This is a genomic window from Streptomyces sp. NPDC046931 (assembly GCF_040644655.1).
Classification (GTDB): domain Bacteria; phylum Actinomycetota; class Actinomycetes; order Streptomycetales; family Streptomycetaceae; genus Streptomyces.
On sequence record NZ_JBEYWX010000014.1, the window covers coordinates 117,967 to 142,389 of the forward strand.

The following is a 24,423-nucleotide window of genomic DNA, read 5'->3' on the forward strand; positions in this document are numbered from 1 at the left end:
GGCGCCCGGTGGAGGTAGGCGGATCCCCGTCTTGTGAGCGCGACGGCACGGTGGAACGCTTCCCCTCCGCCGGTGCGGCGCCGGACGCCGGGCCGGACCGACCGGGCCATGAGGAGGGCGAGGAGGGGGAGCGGGCGGATGGAGCTGGAGCTTCGGCATCTGCGCGTGCTGTGCGCGATCGCCGACGCGGGGAGCGTGGGCCGGGCCGCGTCGGACCTGGGGTACTCCCAGCCGGCCCTGAGCACCCAGCTCCGGCGAATTGAGTGCTTCTTCGGCAAGCCGCTGTTCGAGCGCGGGGTGTCGGGCGCGACGCTGACACCGTACGGCCTCGAGGTCGTGGCCGAGGCACGGGATGTCCTGGCACGTGCGGCAGCGATCGGGCAGCGTCGGGCGGCGGACGCCACCGAAGCGCACCGCACGCTGCGCCTGGTCGCGACCAACTCGCCGATCCTGTCCGGCATGGTGGCCCGGGTCCGCGGCAGGCTGCCGGAGGTGTCGCTCACGGTGAGCAGCGTGTACGCGTCCTCGGAGATCGTCGAACTCCTGGAGAAGGGCGATGTGGACGCGGCCGTCGCCGCGGACTACCCCGGCAGGGAGCTGCGCCACTCCGCCTCGCTGGCGCACCGCGGGATCGTCACCGAGCCGGCGTTCGTGGCCCTGCCGGCCCGTCATCGGCTCAGACACCGCGCTCAGATCGCGCTCGCCGACCTCGCCGAGGACGCCTGGTTCGTGACCCCCGACGACGGGGCCGGCTGGCCCGGCGTCTTCTACGCGGCATGCGAGGCGGCCGGCTTCTCACCGGTGGCGGTGCACACATTCCTCGGTGACCGGCAGCAGTTGCTGAACATGATCGCCGACGGCCTCGGGGTGTCCCTGGTGCAGGCCACGCTCCGGCCGGTCCCGGGCGTGCTGATCAGACCGCTGAGCGGCACGCCGCTGTGGTGCCGCTATGTGCTGGCCTGGCGGCGCGGCACGGTTCCCGACGAGATGGCGGAGACGCTGTTCTCCTCCGCCACGGCCGCGTACCGGGATCTCGTCGGCCAGTCACCGCACTTGAGGGCCTGGGCCGCACGGACCTGGAGCGTGACCGGAGGGTAGAGCGGACAACGGCGGTGGCCGCCACAGGTGTTATGGGACACCAGTGCAATGTGCTATGTCACACGCCATTGTTGATGGGCTGTGGTACTGCGACAGTCCTCTCACGCCTCATCACCGATTCCGAGACGCATCTATCCATGAAGGAGTCCGGATGCGCTACTTCGCCCTGCCCGGACGCGTGGCCGGCGCGCTCGCCGCCGGGGTCACGCTCGTCGGCCTGCTGGCGCCACCGGGGCTCGCCGCCCCCGGGTCGCCCACCGGCACCATCACCGCCGCCGCGGTCCACACCTCCGCGGCACCCGCTCCTACCGGCTCCACCCGCTCCGCCTCCGGCCGCGCCGTACAGGAGCGGCCGATGGCTCCCTCCCAGCTCCCTCCGCTGCGCCCCGCCCTGTCCCCGCACGATCCGGACGCCCTGGCCGGCCCGGTCACCACGCCCAAGGCCGGCTGCTCTCCGGCCGACTTCGGCGGCAGGACCGGCTCCGCACTCGTCACGTTGGTCAGAGCCTCGACCGTGGAATGCGTCGACAGCCTGTTCTCCGTCAGCGGTGCCGACGCGGGCAGGGTCTTCCGGGAGTCCCAGATGGTCACCGTGGCGGAGGCCTTTACCGGCGCGGCCCGGCGATACGGCGGCGACAACTCGGCCGGCATCTGGCAGCTGGTGCTGTTTCTGCGGGCCGGCTACTACGTGCAGTTCAACAACCCGACGGACACCGGCCCGTACGGCGCGCGCCTGACCGCGGCCACGGGCCGTGGACTGGACGCCTTCCTCGCCCGCCGGCACGCCTGGGACGTCACCTCAGCGAACGGCGACGTACTGGGCGACGTCGTCATCCTCACCGACAGCGCCGACCTCCAGGGCCGCTGTCTCACCGCCTACCGGCGGCTGCTGAACGGATACAACGACTCCTACGACGCCGTCGCGAGCATGGTGGCGGCCGTCAACGACGTCTATACGCCTCTGTGGCGCGGAAACTGGAACACCGCCTACGTCAACGCCGTCGCGGCCGACCCACGCATCATCGGCACCCTCCACACGTTCGCCCTCCACCACATGAACCTGCTGGGCACCGACCGCGCCTACCTGGACTCCAACGCCGGAATGATCCTCGCCCGTCACATCGAGCACCCCGCACTGACGGCCCTGGCCCGGCCGCCGGTCAAGGACCTGTTGGACACCTCGCGGATCACCGGGCCGACCGCCCAGCTGTGGGTGGCGGTCGCGACGCAGGTGGACGCCTACGACAGGACCGGCTGCTCGTACTACGACGTCTGCGACCTGACGGACCGTTTGACCAGGGCGGCGCTGCCGGTCACCCACGACTGCGACGCCACGCACACCGTACGGGCCCAGTCGCTGACCGCCGCCGATCTCGACGCGACGTGCGCCAGCCTGCTGGGCCAGGGCCCCTACATGCACAACCTCGTCAAGGACGAGGGACCGATACCCGGCCAGTACGAGTCGACCGTCCACCTCGTGGTGTTCGCCGGCAGAGCCGACTACCAGACCTACGCCGGGGCGATCTTCGGCGTCAGTACGGACAACGGCGGCATCACCCTCGTGGGAGACCCGTCCGACTCCCACAACCAACCGGTTTCGATCATGTACCAGAAGCCGTACGACGACGGTTTCACGGCCCGGATCTGGAACCTCAACCACGAGTACACGCACTACCTCGACGCACGCGACGATATGAAGGGCGATTTCACGCAGCAGACCGCGGTCCCCGACATCTGGTGGATCGAGGGTGTGGCCGAGTACGTCTCCTACAGCTACCGGGGCATCACCGACGCCCAGGCGGTCGCCGAGGCGGGCAAGCACACCTACACGCTGAGCACGCTGTTCCACAGCACCTACGCCAACAGCGACCTGACCCGCACCTACCCGTGGGGCTACCTGGCGGTGCGCTACATGGTCGAGAAGCACCCGGAGGACATCCAGCGCATGCTCGCCCGCTTCCGGGTCGGTGACTACCCGGGCGGCTACGCCGTCTACAGCACCGGCATCGGCACCCGCTACGACGCCGACTTCGACGCCTGGCTCACCGCATGCGCCGCGGGTGCCTGCGCCGAACCGGGAACGGACTCACTCCGGCCCGGCGTCGTGCGTCCGGTGCACTAGGGCTGCTGTCACGGGACGTCGGTGACCGGCGTCCTGGGTGCCTGAAGAGACGAGGACCCTCTGGGCTCGGTGCGGATTGCGGCATCGCCGACCGCCAGAGGGCCCTCGTGTCCCACCGTGACGCCCCGTTGACTCCGACCGGGCGACTGCGTCGGCCCGGTGCATCGTGGAGACGGCCGGCTGTCGACCATTCGCGCGATCCGGTACGACAGTGTGGTTCCGGTCTGCATACGCTGAGCCCAGCCCGGCTATGGGCGGGAAGTTCCTCGCGGGGCCGCCCCGCGTGCCCGGACCGGTCTGCGCCGCAACGTGCGCCGGAACCGGCGTCAACCTCAAAGGGCACGACTCGGGGCCGCCCCACCGTCTAGCGGTCCACGGCCGCCATCCCGGCCTCGTCGTAGCGCTCCCCCGCGGCCTTGGGGAGTTCGGCGTCGATGCGTGCGAGATCGTCCTTCGTCAGCTCGACGTCCACCGCGGCCGCGTTCTGCTCGAGGTAGGTGCGGCGCTTGGTGCCCGGGATCGGGACCAGGTCCTCGCCCTGGGCCAGCACCCAGGCGATCGCGAGCTGCGCGGGGGTGACGCCCTTCTCCGCGGCGATCTCCTTCACCTTCTCGGCGAGCCTCTGGTTCGCCTTGAGGTTGTCCCCGGTGAAGCGCGGCCCGCCGCGCCGCCAGTCGCCCTCGTCGAGTTCGTCGGGAGAGGTGAACCGGCCGGCGAGGAAGCCGCGTCCCAGCGGCGAGTAGGGCACGAAACCGATCCCCAGCTCACGGCAGGTGGGCAGCACCGCCGCCTCGGGGTCGCGCGTCCACAGGGAGTACTCGGTCTGTACGGCCGTGACCGGATGGACGGCGTTCGCGCGGCGGATCGTCTCCGCGGCCGCCTCACTGAGGCCGATGTGGCGCACCTTCCCCTCGGCGACCAGATCCGCCATCGCGCCCACGGTCTCCTCGATCGGCACCTTCGGGTCGACCCGGTGCTGGTAGTAGAGGTCGATGTAGTCGGTCCCGAGCCGCTTGAGCGAACCGTGAATCGAGCTGCGTACGTGCTCCGCCGAACCGTCCTGCGGCCCGACCGTGCCGATGTCGCCCGGCACGGCGTTGTCCATGCGGTAATTGAATTTCGTAGCGATCACATATGCGTCACGGCGCCCCTTGATCGCACGGCCGATCAGCGACTCGTTGGTGAGCGGGCCGTACATCTGCGCGGTGTCGAGGAAGGTGATCCCGAGCTCGAGGGCGCGGTGGATGGTCTTGATGCCCTCTTCCTCATCGGCGGAGCCGTAGAAGGCGGACATCCCCATGCAGCCGAGTCCGATGGCGGACACCTCCAGGTCCCTGAGCCTGCGCTGCTTCATAGTCCTTGCCAGCCTTTCCTCACGATGGTGGATCTTCCCGGCCTCACCGCCCTCCCCCGGCTCGCTCGAGCTGCGGATCCCGCGCACGGGCATCCCGGCGGCTCGGAGCCCGGTGGGGCCATGCCGCGGACGCTATGACGTGAAGTGCGCTCGAAGTCAAGGATGCGCTCGCCGGTCTGCCGGCGCATGCCCGGCCGCCTCGCGGACGGTTGCGGCCGACTCCCGTGCAGACCCAGCACTCCGACGGGTTGTCCGGGATCGGCTCCTGGGGGCCGGGGCGGCCCCCAGGAGCACATGGACCGGGCCGGGCTTCACCAGGTCGAAGCCCTCGAAGAGGGCGAGGATCCCGGCATGCGAACGCGCGGTGACGGGCGATGTGGCCCTGGAGCGGCAGAGCCGCATGGCGGCGGCGTCCGGGCGGTCCTGGTTCGTGGCGTGCGTCAGCGCCGGGCGGCCGCCGTCGGGAAAGGCGTCCCGGAAGGCGTCCCGGATGCCGGCCGGACTCTCCCCGGCCGTGACGAAGTGCAGGATGGTGACCATCAGTACGGCGACGGGCCGGTCGAAGTCGATGAGCCTGCGCACCCTGCGGGGCGGACAGGACGTCGGCCGGCCGGCGGATGTCGGCGCCGACGATGTCCGCGTCCGGGTTGCCGGCGCAGGGAGGCGCTGTGCGCCACGGAGACCGCGACTGCCTCCCTGTCGATGGGGACGTGGTGCTCCCCGCCCAGCATGGAGTCATTCGTCCGGGTGACACTTGCCTTGCCGGGGCCGACTCCCTTCGGGGGGAACTCGTCACCGGGCACCGGCAACTCTCCCGGCCAGCAATGATCTTGATGTTTCATCATATAGTTGCGGTCCGACCCGCGGCGAGGCGCCGCCGACGCCGTGCGCGGTCACCACCGGCCCCACCCGGAAAGGCACGACCCTGCGGAACAAAGCGCGCAGCCAGCTCGACGTGCCACCGGCCGCCGCACACTTGCGCCGCCGGTCGGCCTTCTCTCCCGCGGCCGACCTCATCGGGTCCGAGCTCGATCTGCACCTGACCGGCCGTCATGTCGTCCAGGCGCTGACACCGGGCTTCTGCGACGCGGCCTCGGTCTATCTGCTGGAGCGCTGGCTCGTCGAGGAGAACGCCTGTCCGGCCGGCGATCCGCCCCACATCGAGGCCCGCCGACTCGCACTGCGCGTGGGGACGGAGGCCTCGGTTCGGTGGGAGGGCCTGCTGCCGGTCGGTGAGGTGATCGTCTTCCCGCGCGAGACGCCCTACGCGCGCTCCTTGGCCACCAGGCGTCCACAGCTCCCGGACGCAGTCGACGCCCACACGTCCGAGCGGCTGCGCGCCTCCGGCGGCGACGACGCCCGTATCGGCCGTCTGCTCCAGCGAGCGTCCTTCCTTGTCGTGCCTCTGCATCTGCGGGGCGCCGCCGTCGGTTTCGTCGTCTGCGGACGGGGACCGGAGCGCGCCCGTTTCCAGCCGGGCGACGCCGCGGCGGTGGAGTCACTGGCCGCGCGGGCCTGCGTGGCCCTGGACAACGCGCGCCGGTACGAACGCGAGCGCCGGACCGCGCTGGCCATCCGGCGGAGCCTGCTGCCCGCCACCGCCCACACGTTCGACGGCTGCCGTATCGCCCACGGCTATGTACCGGCCGGGCACGACACCGTCATCGGGGGCGACTGGTTCGACGTGCTGCCGCGGGCGGGCGGCCGTATCGGTCTGGTCGTCGGCGACGCCATGGGGCACGGCCCGGAATCGGCCGTCGCGATGATTCAGCTGCGCACGGCCGCACGCACCCTGGCAGGCATCGACATCGCCCCGGCCGAGCTGGTGCGCCGGCTCGACTCGCTGGCCTGTGACACCCCCGGTGCCTCCTTCGCGACCTGCGTGTACGCGGAGTGGGACGCGCGACGCCGCACCTGCACCCTCATCGGGGCAGGTCACCCTCCGCCGCTGATGCGGAGCGCGGACGGACGGGCCGCGCCGGTCACGCTCACCAGCGCGGGCCTGCCGCTGGGGCTCGGCACCGGCACCTACGAACCCACCGTGCTGCACCTGCCCGAACCGGCGCTGCTCCTGCTCTACAGCGACGGCATGGTCGAGTCACGCCACTGCGACATCGACCAGGGCATCACCCGCCTCGCCACCCTTTTGGCCCACCACACGGACTCATGTGCGGACATCACCGCCCCGGACACCCTGCACCGGTGGTGCGAGCGGCTCCTGCACCACACCTCGGTCACCGGCGGCACGGACGACCGGACCGTGCTGCTGGCCGCGCTGACGCCCACGGAGGACTGACGGCCAACGCACGGCCCCGGCGCTCCGTTTCAGCCTCGGCGGAGGCGCTGACAGGCGACGCACGGCCTGCGCCCTCACGCTCGGCCGGAGGAAAAGACATGACTCAAGAGGACCAAGAGGCTCCACTCATCCGTACCATCACTACGCCGGGGTATTCGCGCAGTTACCGCCACCGTCACACGGACGCCAGCCCGAGAACATGTGCGGTTGGCTCAATGCGCCCGCACCACCCATCCGGAGAAAGGTCGACCCCCATGTCCGAGAGCACCACCGCCGCCACCGATCTGACATCGCAGTACGCCGCCCAGGTGGCCGACGACCTCGAACGCAACGTCAAGGAGCAGGACCGCGTCGGCGCGGAGATCGCCGCGCTCCAGCAGCAACTGGCCGCCCTCCAGCACGACCACGTCGTGCTGGTGAACATGCAGCAGGCACTCGGCATGGCACCGCCTCCCGCGGGTCCCCCGGCCACGACCGACCACGCCACCGTGCCCGCTCCGCGCAAGAGGCCCGCCGTCGAGTCCGGCACGGACAAGCAGGCGAAGCCGAAGGGGAGCGCACCTGCCCGCGGCCGTGCCACCGCCGGAAAGCCGGCCGCGAAAAAGTCCGCCAGGAAGTCCACGGACAAGGCAGCCGCGGCGAAGTCGGCCGAGCCCACGCTGGTCGAACTCGTCCGCCGTCACCTCGCCGAACAGAGCGAACCACGCTCCGCCGCGGAGGTCGCCACGGCGCTCGGTCAGGTCCATCCCGAACGGGGCATCAAGACCACCGTCGTCCGCACCACACTCGAAGGCCTCGTGGCCCGGAACCAGGCCCAGCGCAGCAAGCAGGGCACATCCGTCTACTACTCCGCCCCGGACGCGCCCGAGGAGAAGGCCGTGCCCGCCGAGGACACCGCGGGTGCGGAGCGGACCGAGTAGGGGCGTAGGCAGCAGCCACACCGGCACGGCCCCGCGGGGCGTCGGCACGCCCGCAGGACGGGCGAGCACCGAGTCCGGCTCGGCGAGCACCGGGACCGGCTCGGGTTGGTGGTACGTGGCCGGGTCGAGCACCATGTGCCGTCGCATCGGCCCCGGCCCGCCTGGAGCCGCGCCCGGCCCGCCTGGAGCCCGCGCGGCGCATCGCCCTGCCCCGGGAAGGGGCCCACGGCGGGCTCCCGTGTGCCGGCTCGGCGGCGCCGCTCACCCGTCCCGGTGCATCGCCCGCGCGCCGCTGCTCGCCCGGCTGCCCGGTGCGCGACCGTGGGCGGATGCGCCGCACGCTCCTTACCGTCGTCGTCGCGCTGCTCGCCGCCGGGTGCGTGACCGTCCGGCCCGATTCCGGCGGCCGTCCCGCCGGGCACGCCGCGGCCGCCGATGCCCGCTCGCCCGCAGCAGCAGCTCCGCGCGCCCCGGGGCCGCGGCCTCCGCGCGGGGTGGCGTGGCTCGTACACACCGGCCCCGCGCCCCGCCAGTGGCCGGTGCGCCCTTCTCCCGCCGGGCTCCACGCCGCCTCGCAGACGAGCCGGCCCGTGCCGGCACAGCGCGGGTCCGCGCCCACGCCCCGCCGCCTCGGCTTCGCACCGGGCCGGCGACCGCCGCAGGGGCGTCACGGGCGGCGGACCGGCACGGCACGGACGCCGCGTCCCTTCCCCCGGAGCGCACCGGGCTACGGGGCGGCCACCCGGCCGGCCACCGCACAAGGGTTCCCGATCCCGTCGCACCCGGACGCCGGTCCGTTCGCCCTCTGCGGTCTGGCCGAGGGCATCGGCCTGGGCCAGACCGTGGCCGACGTCTGCCGGGACCCGTTCGGCAGCTGATCGGCGGCCGTCGAGCCGGTCCGGCCACCGCCACCCACCGTAGGAGCCCGCACACCCCCCGTGTACCCGTCTGGGCAGCCTCCTCCGCCCGGGGCAGCATGGAAGTACCGGAAGCCGGGACCCGGGCATGGAACGGCACCGGTGAGCGGACGGCGGTCGTGCCGGCAGGCGGAGGGAGCGTGGGATGACAGCCGAATCCTTCCGGGCCGACGGCGGCTGGTCCGGCCCCGGAGAGCCCCGGCCCGCCAGCCTGCTGGACGTCCTCAGCGTCGCCGCGGTGGTGCTGGACACCAGCGGGCACATCGTGTTCTGGAGCCCCCAGGCCGAGGACCTCTTCGGCTACTCGGCGCAGGAGGCCCTCGGCGAGTTCGCGGGGCGGCTGCTGGTCCACCCGGAACATCTGCAGACCGTCCTCGGCCTGTTCGCCGAGGTGATGGAGTCGGGCCGCAGCTGGGCCGGTGCCTTTCCCATCCGGCACAAGGACGGCAGCACCCGCCTGATGGAGTTCCGCAACATGCGGCTCCTCGACCACGCCGGTGACGTCTACGCGCTGGGCATCGCGGCCGACCACGAGAGGCTGCATCGCGTCGAGACGGACGTGGCACTGTGCGAGCGGCTGATCCACCAGTCCCCCATCGGGCTGGCCCTGCTGGGCCCCGACCTGCGTTATCTCCTGGTCAACCCGGCACTGGAGCGCATCGACGGCATACCCGCCGCGGAGCACATCGGCCGCCATCTGCGGGATACCCTGCCGTTTCCCGACGTGGACACCGTCGAGTCCGCCCTGCACCAGGTGCTGGCCACCGGCGCCCCGCTCCTCGACCAGTACGCGGTGGGCCGCACACCGGCCGACCCCGACAACGACCACGCCTGGTCGCTCTCCTTCTACCGGCTGGAGGACCCCGGCGGCCGGGTCCTCGGCGCGGCCGCCTCGGTCGTCGACGTCACCGAGCGTCACCGCGCGGCCGCCGAGGCCGACCGCGCCCGGCGCCGCCTGGCCCTGATCGCGGACGCCTCCGCCCGCGTGGGCACTACCCTGGAGGTGGAGCAGACCGCGCGCGAACTGGCCGAGGCCGCGATCCCCGAACTCGCCGACGTGGTCGCCGTCGACGTCCTGGACTCCGCCCTGGCCTTCCGCCGCACGGGCCGACCGGAAAGCGGCCCGGAACTCTTCCGTGCCCTGGCGCTCAAGGCGACCCAACCCACCGTCGCCCTCCGCGCGGCCGAAGCGCCCGGTGACCTCGCGGCCTACGACGGGGACCGACTGGTCACCCTGTGCGTGCACACCGGTCGGCCCGTGCTGGTGCGTCATGTCGCCGAGCACGACCTACGGCGCATCGCCCGCGATCCCGAGGCCGGCTCGCTGCTGGCCCACGCCGGCGTCCACTCCTATCTGGCGGTGCCGTTGATCGCCCGCGGCGAAGTGCTCGGCGCTCTCGACCTCAAGCGCACGTGCAATCCGCTCCCCTTCGACCAGGACGACGTCGTCCTCGCCTGTGAGCTGGCCGGTCGCGCCGCCGTGGCCATGGACAACGCCCGCTGGTACCAGAGCGTCCGCAACACCGCCCTCACCCTCCAGCGCAGCCTGCTGCCCGACCACCCGCCGTATCACCCCGGCCTGGAAATCGCCTACCGCTACCAGCCCGCCCAGGCCACCAGTGAGGTCGGCGGCGACTGGTACGACGTGATCCCCCTCGCCGACGACAAGACGGCGCTCGTCGTCGGCGACGTGATGGGAAACGGCATCGACGCCGCCGCCACCATGGGCCGGCTGCGCACCGCCACCTGCGCCTACGCGGACCTCGATCTGGTTCCCGGCACCGTGCTCGAGCACCTCGACCATGTCACCTGCGGTCTGGAGCACTACATCGTCACCTGCGTCTACGCGACGTACGACCCCCGTCGCGGGCAGTGCCATCTGGCCAATGCGGGCCATATGCCGCCTGTGCTGGCCCGCCAGGGGAAGGAGCCCATGCTGCTGGACCTGCCCTCCGGTGCGCCGCTCGGCGTGGGCGGCGTCCGGTTCGAGACCACCACCGTGGACCTGCTCCCGGGCGACCTGATGATCCTCTACACGGACGGTCTCGTCGAAACCCGCCACCACGACATCGACGACCGTCTCAACGTGCTTCTGGCCCTCCTCGACACACCGGACCGGCCTCTGGAGGAGACCTGCGACCTTCTGCTGCACGGGCTTCGTCACCCCGACGACCACGACGACGTGGCCCTGCTGGCGGTCCGGGCCCGTTAGGGCCCTCCGTCGGGTCGGCTGCTCCGCGGAGAACGGGCGAGGTGGGCGGGTCGGGGGCAAAGGGCGGCGAGATCCGTGCCGGGCAGGTGGATCCAGCCCTCCCGCCGGGCGGCCTCGCGCTCGTCCGCGGAGCGTGGCCACCGGGTGTCCCCGGTGGCCACGGCGCGGGCGACCAGGGCGCAGATCAGTGCGTCGAGATGGTCGTGGCTGTCGGCGCATCTCGCGCGCACCGGCTCGGGCAGGGGTGATCTCAGGCCCGACTCGAGCGAGCGGACGATGTGCTCCCGGGCGGAACGTGCCTCGGCCGTACCGCTCTTGTAGCTGCGGGCCGGGCGGATCCCCCACCGTCTCAGCGCCGCGGCGGGATACACCTCGGCGATCGGTCCGGACCCGTCCCGGGGTACGGCGACACCGTCCGCCGCGAGAGCATCCAGCAGGTGGGCCGCGCGCAGCGCCACAACACCGAGAAGGTCGGTGGACACCGACAGCGGGGGCCTCATCGCGGTCGTCTTCCAGGTCAGGTCGTCCGTCAGCCGGAAGCGCAGCGAGTCCAGACCGGGTCTGCCGTCGGTAAGCGGCCCGAACCTGACGGGAGCGGGCAGCCGCTCTCCACGTTGGTGGGCCACCACGGTGTCCACGAAGTGCGACGGCCAGCCCAGGGGACAGTCCAGGCCGGTCTTGCCGGCCGTCCGGACGATGTCCAGCAGGTCCTTGTCATCGTGCGGCACGAGGAACTCCGCCGCCGGGCCGCCCTCTTCCTGCCAGTCCATCCGGCACACGGCGGTACGCCGTGCGCTCGCGGCCAGGTCGATGCCGACCGTCACCGCCTGCCCTCGCGTCATGCCGGCATCCTTGTGCACCGAAACCCGATGGGGCCAACGTCCCGGACGCCCGGACGCCGCCGCGGCCGTGCCGGAGCCGTTCACCTGGCCGGCAGGGGCGGCGGGAGCGGGAGTTCGGCCCAGATGGTCTTCCCGAAGCGGGTGTGGCGGCTGCCCCAGCGCCGGGAGAGCTGGGCGACGATGAGCAGACCGCGGCCGCCCTCGTCGGAGAGGCGGGCGCGACGAAGATGGGGCGCGGTGCTGCTGGCGTCACCGACCTCGCAGATCAGGGCCGTGTCGCGGATGAGCCGCAGATGCACCGGTGGGGAGCCGTAGCGAATCGCGTTGGTGACCAGCTCGCTCACCACGAGTTCGGCGACGAAGGCCGCCTCCTCGATCTGCCAGGCGGCCAGCCGCTCGCAGGCGAGTTCGCGGGCCAGGGCGACGACGGAGGGCTCGGACGGCAGTTCCCAGGTGGCGACGCGGTCGGCGCGCAGGGCCCGGGTCCGGGTCAGCAGGAGTACGACGTCGTCGGTGCGGATCTCGGAGAGCAGACTGCCCAGCGCGCTGTCGCACGTCTCCTCCAGCGGACGGCCGGGGTCGGCGAGGGCCGCGCACAGCAGGTCGCAGGCCTCGTCCACGTCGCGTGCCGGGGATGCGATCAGCCCGTCGGTGTAGAAGGCGAGGACGCTGCCTTCCGGGACCGCGAACTCCGTGGCTTCGAACGGCAGGCCGCCGAGGCCGAGGAGCGGCCCGGCCGGCAGGTCCAGGAAACGCACGGAGCCGTCCGGGGTCGCAAGGACGGGAAGCGGGTGACCGGCCCGGGCCATGCAGCAGCGCCGGGACACGGGGTCGTACACCGCGTACAGGCAGGAGGCGCCGACCTCGCCCGAGCCGGGGGCCGAGCGGTCCGCGGGGTCGGCGGTGTCGGTGCGGTCCATGAGCAGCACGAGGTCGTCCAGATGGGTGAGCAGTTCGTCGGGAGCCAGGTCCACATCGGCGAGGGTGCGTACCGCCGTGCACAGTCGGCCCATGGTCGCCGAGGCCGTGACGCCGTAGCCGACCACGTCCCCCACGACGAGGGCCACCCTGGCACCGGACAGGGGGATGACGTCGAACCAGTCGCCGCCGATACCGGGGCCGGAGCGGGCGGGCACATACCGGGAGGCGATCTCCACGGCGGGGTGGTGCAGCGCGGGGTGCGGAAGGATGCTCTGTTGCAGGGTGAGTGCGGTCGAGCGCTCCTGGCCGTAGCGGCGGGCGTTGTCGACGTGGACCGCGGCACGGGCGGTCAGCTCTTCGGCGAGACGCAGGTCGTCCACCTCGAAGGGGGCCTCGGTGCGGTGGCGGAAGAACAGCGCCAGCCCCAGCGTGACCCCGCGGGCCCGCAACGGTACGGCCATGAGGCAGTGCATGCCGTAGTCGCGGATGATGTCGGCTCCGTCGGGTGTGCTCTCCACCCACCACTGCAGGTCCTCGGCGCGGTGCAGGGCGCCCCGGCCCGCGGCGAGGGCGCGTCCTGGGGGCGAGTCCTCCGGGTAGGTGTAGGTGCCCCCGATCGGGACCACCGACTCCGGGCACCCCGGCAGGACGGAGCGCTGGGCGGTTCTGCGGAAGACAAGGACGTTGTGCTCCGCCGGGACCGCCTCGTCGCCTCTGAGGACGCTGTCGAGCAGGTCCACGAGCACACAGTCGGCGAAGTGGTCGGTGCCGACCTCCGCCAGTTCGTCGGCGGTGCGGCTGAGATCGAGGGTGGTGCCGATGCGCAGCGTCGCGTCGTTGAGGACGGCCAGTCGCCGACGGGCACGGAACTGCTGGGTGGTGTTCACGGCCGCCGCCGAGATGCCGCAGACCTGGCCGTCGGGGTCGCGCACGGGATACAGCGACAGCAGCCAGACACGCCGGCCGGTGGCGCCGCTGCCGGGCGAATGAGCCTCGCATGTCACCGTCTTCCCGGTGTGCAGGACCTCCCTCATGGCCTCGCCGATGCCCTCGAGGCTCAGCAGTGTGTTCCCGGAACGGGATTCCCCTATGGGCCAGCCGAGGAGTTCGTGATCCTCCTTGCCCGACACACGCCTCATGGCGGCGTTGACCTCCACCCGCACGCCCCTGCGGTCGTACAGCGCCATGGGCAGGGGAAGCTGGTCAAGCGCCCACTGCTTGAGGAGCGCGGTGTCCGCCGCGCCGCCGTCCCCGGGAGGCTGTTCGGACGGCTCGACGCTCTCGGTCGTGAGGAACCAGTACGCGTCCCCGGCCGCGTCCCGCAAAGGGTGGGCACGCAGCGTCCAGGACACCGGGTGGCCGTCCCGGTGCCGGAGGGTGACCCGGCCGCTCCAGTACTCGCGCCGGGCATGGCTGCGCTGGACGGCCGCCGGCGCGGGCCCGGCGAGCAGCTCCGTCGCGGCCCGGCCGACCAGTTCCCGCGGCTCGTAGCCGAGGAGACGGCCGAAGCCCGGGCTCAGCGCGATCACCATGCCCCGGGGATCCAGCATCACCCCAGCGCCTGGCGCGGGCTCCCGCCAGGTGGAGCGGTGCCTGTCCGGTATCGCGGAGCCCTTCGCCATGTCGCCGCCCTCGTTCTGCCGTCGGGGCACCACCTGGAGTCATCGGTGGACCCATCCGCGGCACTGTCCAGGCTGCTCCCGCGGGGGGCCTTTCTCAACCGCTGATCACTCCGGGGCGGTGCGCGGGGCGGTGTGGCCCGGCCGCCCGGTGGATGCGGTCGGCGTGATGTCCGTCCTCCCGGCTCCCGGCACGGCCGCTCACCTCGGCGAGCAGCGCCTGGGGGGCGGGGTCGGCCTGGAGGCCGGGAAGAAGCAGCAGCCAGAGATCGGTCAGCCGGTCCTCGATCAGCACTCGCTCGTCGAGGGCATCGGAGAGGGTGTGCAGTCCGAAGAACGCGGCCACCAGGGTGGGGGCGTCGCGGCCGGGCTCCGCACGGGGGGCCAGATCCCCTTCGGCACGCGCCTGGGCCAGCATGCCCTCGACCGTGGCGATCCAGTCCACGAAGGGCGGAGGCATCTCGACGGCGATGGATCTGCGTTCGGCCCAGAGCCGGGCGCCCGCGCGGACGAGGACGTCGTCACGGAAGGCGCGGGCGACCGCGAAGCTGAGACGCACCAGCTTCCGAAGAGTGGGTTCGGCGGCGGCCGCGTGGTGCGCCACCAGTGCGGGCCAGGTGGCGAAGTGTGCTTCCACCACGGCCAGGGCGAGCTGTTCTTTGTTGGTGTAGTGGAAATAGATGGCCCCGCTGGTGCGGCCGGACCGTTCGCTGATGTCACTGATGCTGGTCGCCGCGTATCCCCGTTCGAAGAACAGGTGAGCCGCCGCCTGCAATACGGCTCGGCGGGTTTCTTCTGCCCGATCCTGCACGTGTGTTCCCTTGTCTGTCGGTGGGGCGCGAGAGGAATGTAGCCCTCCCATCGCCTGGGCACGAGGTCGCGCATGCGGAACCAACAATTGTCTTATTAGCTGTATTACATGGACTCTCCGCAGCGGATTCGAGGCATGCAGGAATGGGTCAAGGAGTGTGCCCGGCACACTTCCGGAATCTGCTGTCCCCCGCTGAGTTGGGCCAGGACCGTGGACCGCGACTGGGTGCACCGGATCTCGGTGGCCGAGGTCCTGCTGACGGACGTCCGCCGCTGCGGGCCGCTCAGCTTCTGCGCGGCGGCCGCCTGGACACGCTCGCATCCCACTTTCCCCCGGGGGCGCGACGACCGGCACAGCCCGTGGATGGTCGTCGAGACGCTGCGCCAACTCGGCATCTGCATTCCGCTGCGCCACTTCGACGTGCCGCCCACGGCCCGCTTTCTGATCGACGACGTGGCCTACGAACTCGACCCGGCGGCGGAGCCCAGAGCACCCCACGGTGCCAGCGATATCACCTGTCTGGCATCGGTCGGCGAGGTGCGCACCGACCGGAGCGGGACGACGGTGACCGGCCTGCGGATGCGGGTCGTATTCCTCGCCGAGGACCGGGCGTTCGCACAGGCCGCGGGCGGTGCGCGGTTCCTCGACGCCGCGCGCTACGCGGAACTGCGGTCCGGAGCCGTCACGGCCCTGGCGGCGGGCCGGCGGCCCCGGCCCGAACCGGCCCTGCTGGGGCTCGAGTCGGCGTCGGACATCGTCGTCTCGCTGGAGGGCGACGACGTCCTCCTCGATCCCGCCGACCCCCGCCACCCCTTCCTCTTCGACCACGGCACGGACCATGTGCCCGGGATGGCCGTGCTGGAGGCGGCACGGCAGGCCGTCGCCCTGCGCAGCGGAGGGCGGCTGCTCCGGCCGCTCTCCTGCCGTATGACGGCCCTGCGTTTCACGGAACACGCTCCGCCCGCCGTCATTCACTGTGCCGCATACGGCCGTTCCGTCCTCTTCCACTGCCGCCAGGGCGCCGAGCGGACAGCCCGGGGAATGCTGCGCTATCGCTGAGATGAGATGTCACCCACACGTGCGTATTGCGTCGGCAAATCTCCCCAACCTGTCAAACAGAGCGTAGCGTTCATTATGTTTCTGGTTCCGGATACGCTCGGACCACGGCAGTATGCGGTGCGCGACCACCGCATCGGCGAACGGGCCACCGCGGCACCGCACTTCGCTCCGTTTCGCAGTGAATCGAAGTCCGACAGGCGTTTTCCGTAACCATCCCTTGGCGGATCGCGCCGCCTTTCGGCGGTTCCGTCCTGCATCAGAACGGCAAGCAAGCACATGACGACCCATCGCATCTTCGACTGGACACCCCAAGCCGTCGTCTTCGACTGCGACGGCACCCTGGTGGACTCGGAACGCCACTGGCAACAGGCACGCGACATCGTTCTACGCGAGAACGGCGCAGCGCCCGACCCGGCGTTCACGGAACGCAGCAAGGGCCTGCACTACGCCGAGTGCGGCGCCCTCATGGCGCGCCTCGCCGGCAGACCGGACGCCGGCGAGGAGATGACCCGGCACCTCCTCGCCACGTTCCGGGCACTCGTGGCACAGTGCCCCGTGGCCGTACGCGGAGCACCGGGCCTGGTGACAAGCCTGAGCCGGTCCGCGCCCCTGGCCGTCGCCAGCAACTGCCCCGCCGACGTGGTGGAGTTCAGCCTCCAGTCGGTGGGCCTGAGACAGCGCTTCCGGCACATCGTGGTACCGGGCCCGGGAGTTCACCCCAAGCCGTCCCCCGACACCTACGTCGAGGCCGTACGGCGCCTGGGTGTCGAGTGCCGCGACGCCCTGGCGGTCGAGGACTCGCTCAACGGCCTGAAGGCGGCCGTCGGCGCGGGTCTGCGGGTGATCGGGGTCGGCCGGAATCCCGGCCCGGAGGCCCTCGCCCTGGCCGATCTGTGGGTGGACACGCTGGACGACCCCGAGCTGCTGGCCTGGGCGAAGAGCCGGCCCACGGCCCGTCGGGAGGAGGCCGACGCCGCGCGCACCGCTCCGGTGCGGCCGAAGATCCCCCAGCAGGGCGGCCGAACCCAGTCCGGAGCCAGGACCGCGCCCTGACGGCACCGGACCGCCATCGGCCTTCCGGCCGGGGGCATTTCGGCTCCGGCATCCGGCCCGGCCCATGAGCGGACCGGCGGGGGGCTGTGCGCGCACGGACCTGGCGCGGCCCTGTCCGGCGGGCGGTCCGCTCAGTCCGGTGCCGGGCCGGACACGCCGGCGGTCAACGGCTCGCGCACCGGCAGGTGGTAGACGCGGAAAGCCTGCCCGATGACCGGCTGGGCCACGTTGCGCACCTTGACGCCACCACTGGTCATGCCGTGTTCCGTCCCGGCATGGGCGTGCCCGTGCACCGCGAGGTCCGCCCCGGCCGTGTCGATCGCCTCGGCCAGCAGATAGCTGCCCAGGAACGGGTAGATCTCCAGCGGCTCACCCGACAGCGTCTCCGGCACGGGCGAATAGTGGGTGAGGGCGATCCGTACGTCACAGTCCTGCTCGTCCAGCTCCTCCAGGGCCCCCCGCAGGGCGTCGGCGCACCGCCGTGAGCAGCGCACGAACTCCTTCATCAGCAGCTCACCGAATTCGCCCGCGCTGCGGCCGACGAAGCCGCCGCCGAATCCCTTGGTACCGGCGACGCCGGCCCGGATGTCCCCGATGCTCAGGACGGTTCCACGTCCCTCCAGGACCCGGGTGCCCGAGTCCTCCAGGACCGCCGCGACCTCGTCCGGCCGCTCGTCGTGGTGATCGTGGTTGCCCAGTACGGCCACCACCGGGACCCCCAGATCCTGGACCTCCTGTGCCACCACCCGGGCCTCCTCCGTGGTGCCGTGGCGGGTGAGGTCCCCGGCCAGCAGCAGCACATCGGCGCACTCGGGAAGGGACTCGAAGGCCGGACGGAGCACGCCCTTGCTCTCCGGCCCCATGTGGATGTCTCCGACCGCCGCCACCCGGATCATGCGAGCTCCTCCGCATGGCCGGGCGCGGAATTCTCCGCCACCACGATGTCGCTGTGGACCGGCACTCCGGACAGTTCCTCGCGCACCATGCCCAGGATCTCCTCGCGGCACTGTGCGGAGGCGACCGTGCCGGTCAGCTGCACCGCCTCACCGCGGACCTCGACCCGGACGCCCAGCTCCCCGGGGTGCCCGGCGGCAAGGTGCTCGATCAGATGGGCGACGCGGTACTCCGTGTTCGAGGCGTTTGCGGTGCTCCCGGCCGCCGGACCACCGGAGTGCGCCTGCCCTGCGCCGTGGTTGCTCATGGCACCTCCTTCTGCGGAGCGATGACGTTCAGGCGTTCGAGAAGAAAGAAGAAGGCGGCGGGCATGGGCTCGTCGCCGCAGTGCCGCCGCACCCGCTCCCAGTCGACCTTCTCGCGCAGCGCACGGGCGACGGGGAGAACCGCTCCGAAGTCGCAGTGGTGCTCGGAGAAGGCGGCGATCAGACTCCACAGCAGATCGGTCGGCGACAGCACCGGCATCCGCACCGAGGCGACGGAGAGTTCCTGCGCCCGGCCGAGCATGTCCGTGGTGACCGGCCGGTGCGCCAGCTCGAAGATGACGTCGATGTCCTGGTCGAAGCACTTGGCCTTCACAAGCCAGTCCTCCGGCGGCTTGTAGACCGTCAGACCGGCGTCGTGCAGCGTGGCGGCCACCGCTTCGGCATCCTCGGGCCGCACACAGAAGTCCGCGTCGTGCTGAAGGTTCTCGCTGCCGCCGTGGGCGTAGACGGCCACGCTTCCGGCCAGTGCGAACATGTGCCCCTCCCGCTTCAGCAGGGCACCCACACGCTTGGCCGCCTCGAGGATCGCCTGGCTGTGATCGGGGGGCAGGGTCCCCTGCGGCGGCTGCGGGTGACACGCCGGCTGCCGCTTTGCCGGTGCCGGCGCCAGACGGAGTTCCGGTGTCTCGGATTGCCGGGCAGGCTTCACATCGTCCCCGTTCTGCGTCATGACCACTCCATATGCCGCACCGGGCAGCCCCCTGCCCGGTGCTGTCCGGTCCCGGACCGCTTCGGTGCTCCTCTGAGTACCCGGTCCACCCTCATCGACACGGCAGGAAACGACGGGCACCGAGGTAGCGGACGCAGGCGCGAGGCGAAGCGGTCAGGCACCGACGGGCGGACGCATGGCGCCGTCGGGGTGGACGGCGAGCCCGCTCGCGCCGGCCGGCGAGGGGAGGCGGCGCGAAAGGCCCCGAGCATCAGCGCGGCCTGGCTGATCGCGGGGAGTCCCTTGCTCCGCATGTCGGTGATCAGCAGAGGGTGGTGAAAGTGTGGGCGGCCGCGCAGAGATCGCCGCCCAGGGCGGCCTCGTCCTGGGCGGCGAAACAGAGGGAGGCGATCTCCAGGGCGCCCGAGCTCGCAGGAAGTGGCGGGAAGGGGGCCGCCCCGCGCCACAGCGCAGAAGCCTCTGGGTCCCCTACGGCCGGGAGGCCGATCGCGGTCGTCGGCCGCGGCCCGGCGAACGCCGTGGTGACGGCGGGGTGCCACGGCCGGGAGCGGGCCCAGACGGATCTCCGGCGGAGCCGGCACATGGACGGCGCACACGGCGGCGACCGGTGCCGAAGGGACGAGCAGGAACGCCGGGCCGGATCGCGGATCCCGCAGATCCAGCAGCCGTCCTAGGGGCACGCCCTGCTCTCACCACCGCTGGGCCCCACCACCTCCGGATCGGTACGGCGTCGGGGCCCGAGATCAGCGCAGAGTGGGCTGGCCGGCGGCACCAGGAGCGGCGAGCAGGGCCAGCTGGTCCATGATCCAGGCGTCGTACGTCCCCGGCCGGTGCCCGGCCCAGTGCTCGAACGTCGCCAGCTGGTCCGTGATCCACGGGTCGACGCGACCGTTCACCGTCGCATTCCCGGCGGCGTCGCCGCGGCCGTCCTGGACCACGACGGCCGGGGCGGGGGTGTGCCCGGCCGAGTGGGGGGTGGCCGCCGTGGCGGGGCCGCCGGTGGCGAAGAGAGCGCCGCCGGCGAACACCGCGGAAGCACTCGCGGTGATGATGCGCCGCACGAGCTTGTTCATGGTCTTTCCTCCTTGCACCGCCGGGCGTTCCAGCACGGTGGACGCCGACGCCTGCCGGTTGTTCCGGCACGGTTCAGGCTAGGCACCAACCATGTAGTTGAACAATGAACTATATGGGTGAGACGCGTCACCGGCCGGGCCTCACCGGGCCCCGAACGTGTGCCGCCGAGCGGGCGGCGCAGGTGCCCGGCAGGCTGAAGGACATACCGGTCGTCCGGCATTCCCGGCGACGGGAGCACCGGCAGACGGCCCCGACCACCGGGCGAATGGAGAGGTGCGATGACCACTCCGGACGAGGTGCCGGGCGGCGGTGGCGTGACACCGCGGGCGAGGGTCTTCCTGGACACCGATGGCGTGATCACCGAGTGGAGCCAGGAGGTGCGCTGACGGTCGGGGACGTGGCGGGCCGGGGCCTGCGCGCCGTCGCCACCATGGGCCGGCTGCGCGCCGCCACCCACAGCCTTGCGGCCCTGGACCTGACGCCCGATGAGATGCTGGCCCGCCTGGACGATCTGATGGTGCGCCTGGTCGACGAGGGCGGGCCGGACGCGGTCGGCGATCCCGGGGAGGGTCAGCCCTCCACCGCCGGCTGCGCCTACGTCATCTACGACCCGGCGAGCCGCCGGGTCGACGTGGCCTGCGCCGGGCATTCGCCACCGATTCTCATCCATCCCGACGGACATGCGGAGCCGGTGGAGGCACCCCTCGGTCCTCTCCTGGGCAACGGCGGTCCCCCGTTCGACACCTGGGAGTCGGAGCTGCCGAAGGGATCCTCATCGCCCTCAACAGCAACGGACTCGTCGGCGAGTGCACGCCCGACGGCGTCGCACGGCTTCAGTGCATGCTCAGCCAGTCGCACTCCAGCGTGCAGGAGGCGTGCGACGCGGTGATCTACTCCGAGCCGGCGGGCCGGCCCGCCGGGGACGGCGTGCTGGTGCTGGCCCGCACATACGTCCTGAGCGCGGACCAGATAGCGTCACGGACCTTCCCCAGGGACCCCGCGATCGTGGCCACCGCCCGCACCCTGGTCGACCGCCAGCCCGCCTCCTGGGGGCTGTCCGCTCTGTCGTTCACGACCGAAGTGGTGATCAGTGAGCTGGTCACCAACGCCATCCGGTACGCACGGGGCACGATCCAGGTGCGGCTGATCCGGGACAGCTCCCTGATCTGCGAGGTAACCGACGGCAGCAGCGCGGCCCCGCACCTGCGCCACGCGCGCGCCACCGGCGAGGGGGGCCGTGGACTCCTGCTCGTCGCCCAGCTCACGCACCGCTGGGGCACCCGCCACACCGACCGGGGCAAGACCATCCGGACCGAGCAGACGCTGCACTCCGAGCCGGGAGAGGAGCCTGCGCCACCACGGACGCCTGACCCGAGCGGTGCCTACGCCTCGTCCCGGGAGTCCGGCGCCCGAGAGGCGTCCCCGTCGGGGAGGGCCCCGACGCCGTGGTGTGCTCCGGGCTCCCCGACGGTGCGCGGCAGCGCCTGCTCGGCCCAGATCACCTTGCCCTGCGGCGTGTACCGGGTGCCCCAGCGCTCGGTCATCTGCGAGACCAGGAACAGGCCCCGGCCACCCTCGTCGGTCGTCGCGGCGTACCGCAGATGCGGAGAGGTGCTGCTGCCGTCGGCCACCTCGCAGATCAGCGTGCGGTCACGGATCAGCCGTACATGGATCGGCTCGGAGCCGTAACGGATCGCATTCGTGATCAGCTCGCTCAGGACGAGTTCCATGACGAAGCCGAGCTCTGACAGGCCCCACTCGTCGAGCTTTTCGGTCACGGCCTCCCGCATCCGCGCGACGGCGGCCGGGTCGAGCGGCACGTCCCAGTCGGCGACCCGGTCGGGCGACAGCGGCTGGGTACGGGCGATGAGCAGCGCGACGTCGTCCTTGGGCCGGTCCGGCAGCAGCTGCTCCAGGACCGCCTGGCAGCTGTCCTCAGGCGGCCGTGCGGGGTGGCCCGCCAGCGCGTCGCGCAGCAGTTCCATGCCCACGTCCAGGTCGCGGGTCCGGTCCTCGATGAGGCCGTCGGTGTACAGGACGAGCTGGGTCCCCGCCGCAACGTCCACCTCGGCCGTCTGGAACGGCATGCCGCCCAGGCCGAGCGGCGGCCCGGCGGGCAGGTCCGCGAAGGTGACGCTCCCGTCGGGGTGGACCAGCGCGGGCGCCAGGTGACCCGCGCGCGCCATGGCACAGCGGCGCGTGACGGGATCGTAGATCGCGTAGAGGCAGGTGGCACCCACCACGCCCGCGGCGCTCTCCGTGCCCGCTTCGTCCTGGTCGATGCGCCCGACCAGATCGTCCAGATGGCCCAGCAGTTCGTCCGGCGGCAGGTCCAGGGTGGAGAAGTTGTGCACCGCCGTACGCAGCCGGCCCATCGTGGCGGCGGCGTGCAGGCCATGGCCGACCACGTCCCCGACGGCCAGCGCGACCCGGCTCCCCGACAGGGGGATCACGTCGAACCAGTCACCGCTCACACCGGACTGGGCGGGAAGGTAGCGGTAGCCGACCTCGAGGGCGGTCTGCTCGGGCAGGGCCCTAGGCAGCAGGCTGCGCTGGAGCGTGACCGCGAGGGCGTGCTCACGGGTGTACCGGCGGGCGTTGTCGATGCTGACCGCGGCACGGGCGACCAGCTCCTCGGCCAGCGACAGCTCCTCGTCGTCGAACGCGTCGTGCTGCTTGGAGCGCCAGAAGTTGGCCATGCCGAGCACGACCCCCCGGGCCTGGATCGGCGCGGCGATGAGGGAGTGGATGCCGTAGTCCAGGATCTCCTTGGTCCGTGCGGGGTCCTGCGCGTGCCAGCCCGTGGCGGTCGACAGATCCGTCACCAGCACCGAGCGGCCGCTGCCGAAGCCACGGGCCTGGGGTGTGGAGGGCAGGAAGTCGATCAGCCGGCCCTTCTCGTACAGCGGATGGTCGTCGCGCGCGCCGTGCACGGCGACGCGCCGCATGGCCGTGGCCGCGCCGCCCGGTTCCTCCCCGTGCAGCACGGCGTCGGCGAGGTCCACGCTGACGAAGTCGGCGAAGCGGGGGACGGCGACCCGGGCCAGCTCGTCGGCGGTGCGGACCACGTCGAGGGTGGTGCCCACGCACAGCCCGGCGTCGTACAGAAGCTTCAGCCGCTCACGTGCGACCTCCGCCCTGCCCGACAGCGCCTGAAGCTCGGTCGTGTCGCGCAGCGTGACCACGGTCCCCTTGGGGCCTCCCCCGCGGTCCGTGGGCCGCTGGTTGACCGCGAGCAGCCGCTCGCCGGCGAAGTGCACCTCGTCCGTGGCCTCCCGTCCGGAGGCGAGCAGCGCGACCGTCTCCGGGTCGAGGCCCGACAGGTCCGACACATTGCTGCCCTCGGCGTCCGGGGGCAGTTCCAGCAGCCGTCGGGCCTCGTCGTTGGCCAGCAGCAGCCGCCCGTCCTCACCGAGGATGAGGACACCTTCGCGTACGGAGTGCAGCACCGCGTCGTGGTGCTCGTACATCCGGGTCATCTCGTCCGGGGCGAGGCTGTGGGTCTGCCGTTGCAGCCGTCTGCTCATCAACGCCGTCCCGCCGGTGGCCACGGCGAGCGCCCCGGCTCCGGCCCCGAAGATGATCGGCAGCTGGCGGTCCACCTCGCTGACCACGTTCTTGACCTTGAGGCCCGCGGAAACCAGGGCCACCACCTTTCCGGCGGGGTCGTTGACGGGGACCGTGGCCTGGACCTCGTGCCCGAGCGGGCCGTGCACGCTCTCGATGTACACCTTGCCCTCCAGCGAGGGCTCGATCGTGCCCACGAACCGCTTTCCGATCTTGCTCGGCAGAGGGTGGGTGTAGCGGATGCCCTTGGTGTTCATGACCACGATGAAGTCGACGCCGGCTGTCTTGCGCGCCGTCTCGGTCATGGGCTGGAGCACTTTCGACGGGTCGGGTGTCCGGAGCGCCGCGAGGAGCCCCGGGGAATGGGCGAAGGTCTGTGCCACGGCCACGGAACGGCGCTTGGCCTCGGAGCTGGTGTCCCGCTCCGACTGGAGCACAAGGGCGAACACGGCACAGGCCACGAGCAGGACGACCAGCGCCACCTGCAGCACGAAGACCTGCCCGGCGACGCTTCGCGGGCTCTTGCCTATCAGTGACCGCAGCGACACGCGTCGAAACCGGGCGAATCGGTCCGCCATGGGACCTTTCTAGCACTGGTGATCCCGGGTGGCCATGGCCCGGGCCCGAGGAGGGGCCGCTGCGGAGCGGCCCGCCGCGTCGGCGGCCGG

The 24,423-nt window shown here is 71.9% G+C and carries 19 protein-coding genes and 1 pseudogene; 10 read left to right on the top strand and 10 right to left on the bottom strand.

Annotated features, from left to right (window positions below; genetic code table 11):
- Positions 1-138 precede the first annotated feature (138 nt).
- The gene (locus ABZ876_RS23735; RefSeq protein ID WP_361784556.1) at positions 139-1,098 is read left to right on the top strand and encodes a LysR family transcriptional regulator; all 960 of its coding nucleotides are present in this window, start codon (positions 139-141) and stop codon (positions 1,096-1,098) included.
- Between the two features lie 151 nt (positions 1,099-1,249).
- Positions 1,250-3,220, top strand: coding sequence for a collagenase (locus tag ABZ876_RS23740; RefSeq protein ID WP_361784559.1), 1,971 nt, complete (start codon positions 1,250-1,252; stop codon positions 3,218-3,220).
- Between the two features lie 364 nt (positions 3,221-3,584).
- Here the strand turns inward: ABZ876_RS23740 and ABZ876_RS23745 are convergent, their stop codons facing one another.
- Both ABZ876_RS23745 and ABZ876_RS23750 read right to left on the bottom strand, forming a co-directional pair.
- Positions 3,585-4,574 carry an aldo/keto reductase gene (locus ABZ876_RS23745; RefSeq protein ID WP_361784562.1) on the bottom strand — a complete coding sequence of 330 codons (990 nt, stop codon included), beginning with the start codon at positions 4,572-4,574 and terminating at the stop codon, positions 3,585-3,587.
- 156 nt (positions 4,575-4,730) lie between these two features.
- Positions 4,731-5,156 (bottom strand): SAM-dependent methyltransferase, encoded by a 426-nt coding sequence (locus tag ABZ876_RS23750; RefSeq protein WP_361784565.1) that lies wholly within the window; start codon positions 5,154-5,156, stop codon positions 4,731-4,733.
- A 373-nt stretch (positions 5,157-5,529) separates the two neighbouring features.
- Here ABZ876_RS23750 and ABZ876_RS23755 point away from each other — a divergent pair, with 373 nt between their 5' ends.
- The 4 genes from ABZ876_RS23755 (at position 5,530) to ABZ876_RS23770 (ending at position 10,919) form a co-directional block, all read left to right on the top strand.
- Positions 5,530-6,870, top strand: a complete 1,341-nt coding sequence (locus tag ABZ876_RS23755; protein ID WP_361784568.1) for a GAF domain-containing SpoIIE family protein phosphatase — start codon at positions 5,530-5,532, stop codon at positions 6,868-6,870.
- A gap of 254 nt (positions 6,871-7,124) precedes the next feature.
- Positions 7,125-7,790 (top strand): hypothetical protein, encoded by a 666-nt coding sequence (locus ABZ876_RS23760; protein WP_361784571.1) that lies wholly within the window; start codon positions 7,125-7,127, stop codon positions 7,788-7,790.
- Between the two features lie 329 nt (positions 7,791-8,119).
- Complete coding sequence (locus ABZ876_RS23765; protein ID WP_361784574.1) at positions 8,120-8,668, top strand: hypothetical protein; 549 nt, start codon at positions 8,120-8,122, stop codon at positions 8,666-8,668.
- 184 nt (positions 8,669-8,852) lie between these two features.
- Positions 8,853-10,919 carry a SpoIIE family protein phosphatase gene (locus ABZ876_RS23770; protein WP_361784577.1) on the top strand — a complete coding sequence of 689 codons (2,067 nt, stop codon included), beginning with the start codon at positions 8,853-8,855 and terminating at the stop codon, positions 10,917-10,919.
- On the opposite strand, the gene ABZ876_RS23775 is transcribed toward ABZ876_RS23770, so the two are convergent.
- From ABZ876_RS23775 to ABZ876_RS23785, 3 genes are all read right to left on the bottom strand, one after another.
- The gene (locus ABZ876_RS23775; RefSeq protein WP_361784580.1) at positions 10,916-11,761 is read right to left on the bottom strand and encodes a DUF429 domain-containing protein; all 846 of its coding nucleotides are present in this window, start codon (positions 11,759-11,761) and stop codon (positions 10,916-10,918) included. The genes ABZ876_RS23770 and ABZ876_RS23775 overlap by 4 nt on opposite strands.
- An 80-nt stretch (positions 11,762-11,841) precedes the next feature.
- Positions 11,842-14,334, bottom strand: a complete 2,493-nt coding sequence (locus ABZ876_RS23780; protein ID WP_361784583.1) for a SpoIIE family protein phosphatase — start codon at positions 14,332-14,334, stop codon at positions 11,842-11,844.
- 64 nt (positions 14,335-14,398) lie between these two features.
- Positions 14,399-15,112: a ScbR family autoregulator-binding transcription factor gene (locus ABZ876_RS23785; RefSeq protein ID WP_361784586.1), complete on the bottom strand. Its 714-nt coding sequence runs from the start codon at positions 15,110-15,112 to the stop codon at positions 14,399-14,401.
- Positions 15,113-15,220: 108 nt separating this feature from the next.
- On the opposite strand from ABZ876_RS23785, the gene ABZ876_RS23790 reads away from it, so the two are divergent.
- The gene (locus tag ABZ876_RS23790; protein ID WP_361784589.1) at positions 15,221-16,171 is read left to right on the top strand and encodes a ScbA/BarX family gamma-butyrolactone biosynthesis protein; all 951 of its coding nucleotides are present in this window, start codon (positions 15,221-15,223) and stop codon (positions 16,169-16,171) included.
- 276 nt (positions 16,172-16,447) lie between these two features.
- A complete protein-coding gene (locus ABZ876_RS23795) occupies positions 16,448-17,224 on the top strand; it encodes an HAD family phosphatase (protein ID WP_361784592.1) in 777 nt (258 codons plus the stop codon).
- A gap of 131 nt (positions 17,225-17,355) precedes the next feature.
- Here the strand turns inward: ABZ876_RS23795 and ABZ876_RS23800 are convergent, their stop codons facing one another.
- From ABZ876_RS23800 to ABZ876_RS23815, 4 genes are all read right to left on the bottom strand, one after another.
- The gene (locus ABZ876_RS23800; protein WP_361784595.1) at positions 17,356-18,120 is read right to left on the bottom strand and encodes a metallophosphoesterase; all 765 of its coding nucleotides are present in this window, start codon (positions 18,118-18,120) and stop codon (positions 17,356-17,358) included.
- Positions 18,117-18,425: a BON domain-containing protein gene (locus ABZ876_RS23805; protein ID WP_361784598.1), complete on the bottom strand. Its 309-nt coding sequence runs from the start codon at positions 18,423-18,425 to the stop codon at positions 18,117-18,119. Before ABZ876_RS23805 ends, ABZ876_RS23800 begins: the two co-directional genes overlap by 4 nt.
- On the bottom strand, positions 18,422-19,114 hold the full coding sequence (locus tag ABZ876_RS23810; RefSeq protein WP_361784601.1) for a nucleotidyltransferase family protein: 693 nt from the start codon (positions 19,112-19,114) through the stop codon (positions 18,422-18,424). The genes ABZ876_RS23805 and ABZ876_RS23810 overlap by 4 nt, the downstream gene beginning before the upstream one ends.
- Positions 19,115-19,857: 743 nt before the next feature.
- The gene (locus ABZ876_RS23815; protein ID WP_361784604.1) at positions 19,858-20,187 is read right to left on the bottom strand and encodes a hypothetical protein; all 330 of its coding nucleotides are present in this window, start codon (positions 20,185-20,187) and stop codon (positions 19,858-19,860) included.
- Positions 20,188-20,552: 365 nt separating this feature from the next.
- Here ABZ876_RS23815 and ABZ876_RS23820 point away from each other — a divergent pair, with 365 nt between their 5' ends.
- Complete coding sequence (locus ABZ876_RS23820; RefSeq protein ID WP_361784607.1) at positions 20,553-21,077, top strand: PP2C family protein-serine/threonine phosphatase; 525 nt, start codon at positions 20,553-20,555, stop codon at positions 21,075-21,077.
- A pseudogene (locus ABZ876_RS23825) lies at positions 21,029-21,439 on the top strand (ATP-binding protein); the annotation flags it as partial. The gene ABZ876_RS23820 and the pseudogene ABZ876_RS23825, both read left to right, overlap by 49 nt.
- A gap of 131 nt (positions 21,440-21,570) precedes the next feature.
- On the opposite strand, the gene ABZ876_RS23830 reads toward ABZ876_RS23825, so the two are convergent.
- Positions 21,571-24,333 (bottom strand): SpoIIE family protein phosphatase, encoded by a 2,763-nt coding sequence (locus ABZ876_RS23830; RefSeq protein ID WP_361784609.1) that lies wholly within the window; start codon positions 24,331-24,333, stop codon positions 21,571-21,573.
- Positions 24,334-24,423: the final 90 nt, after the last annotated feature.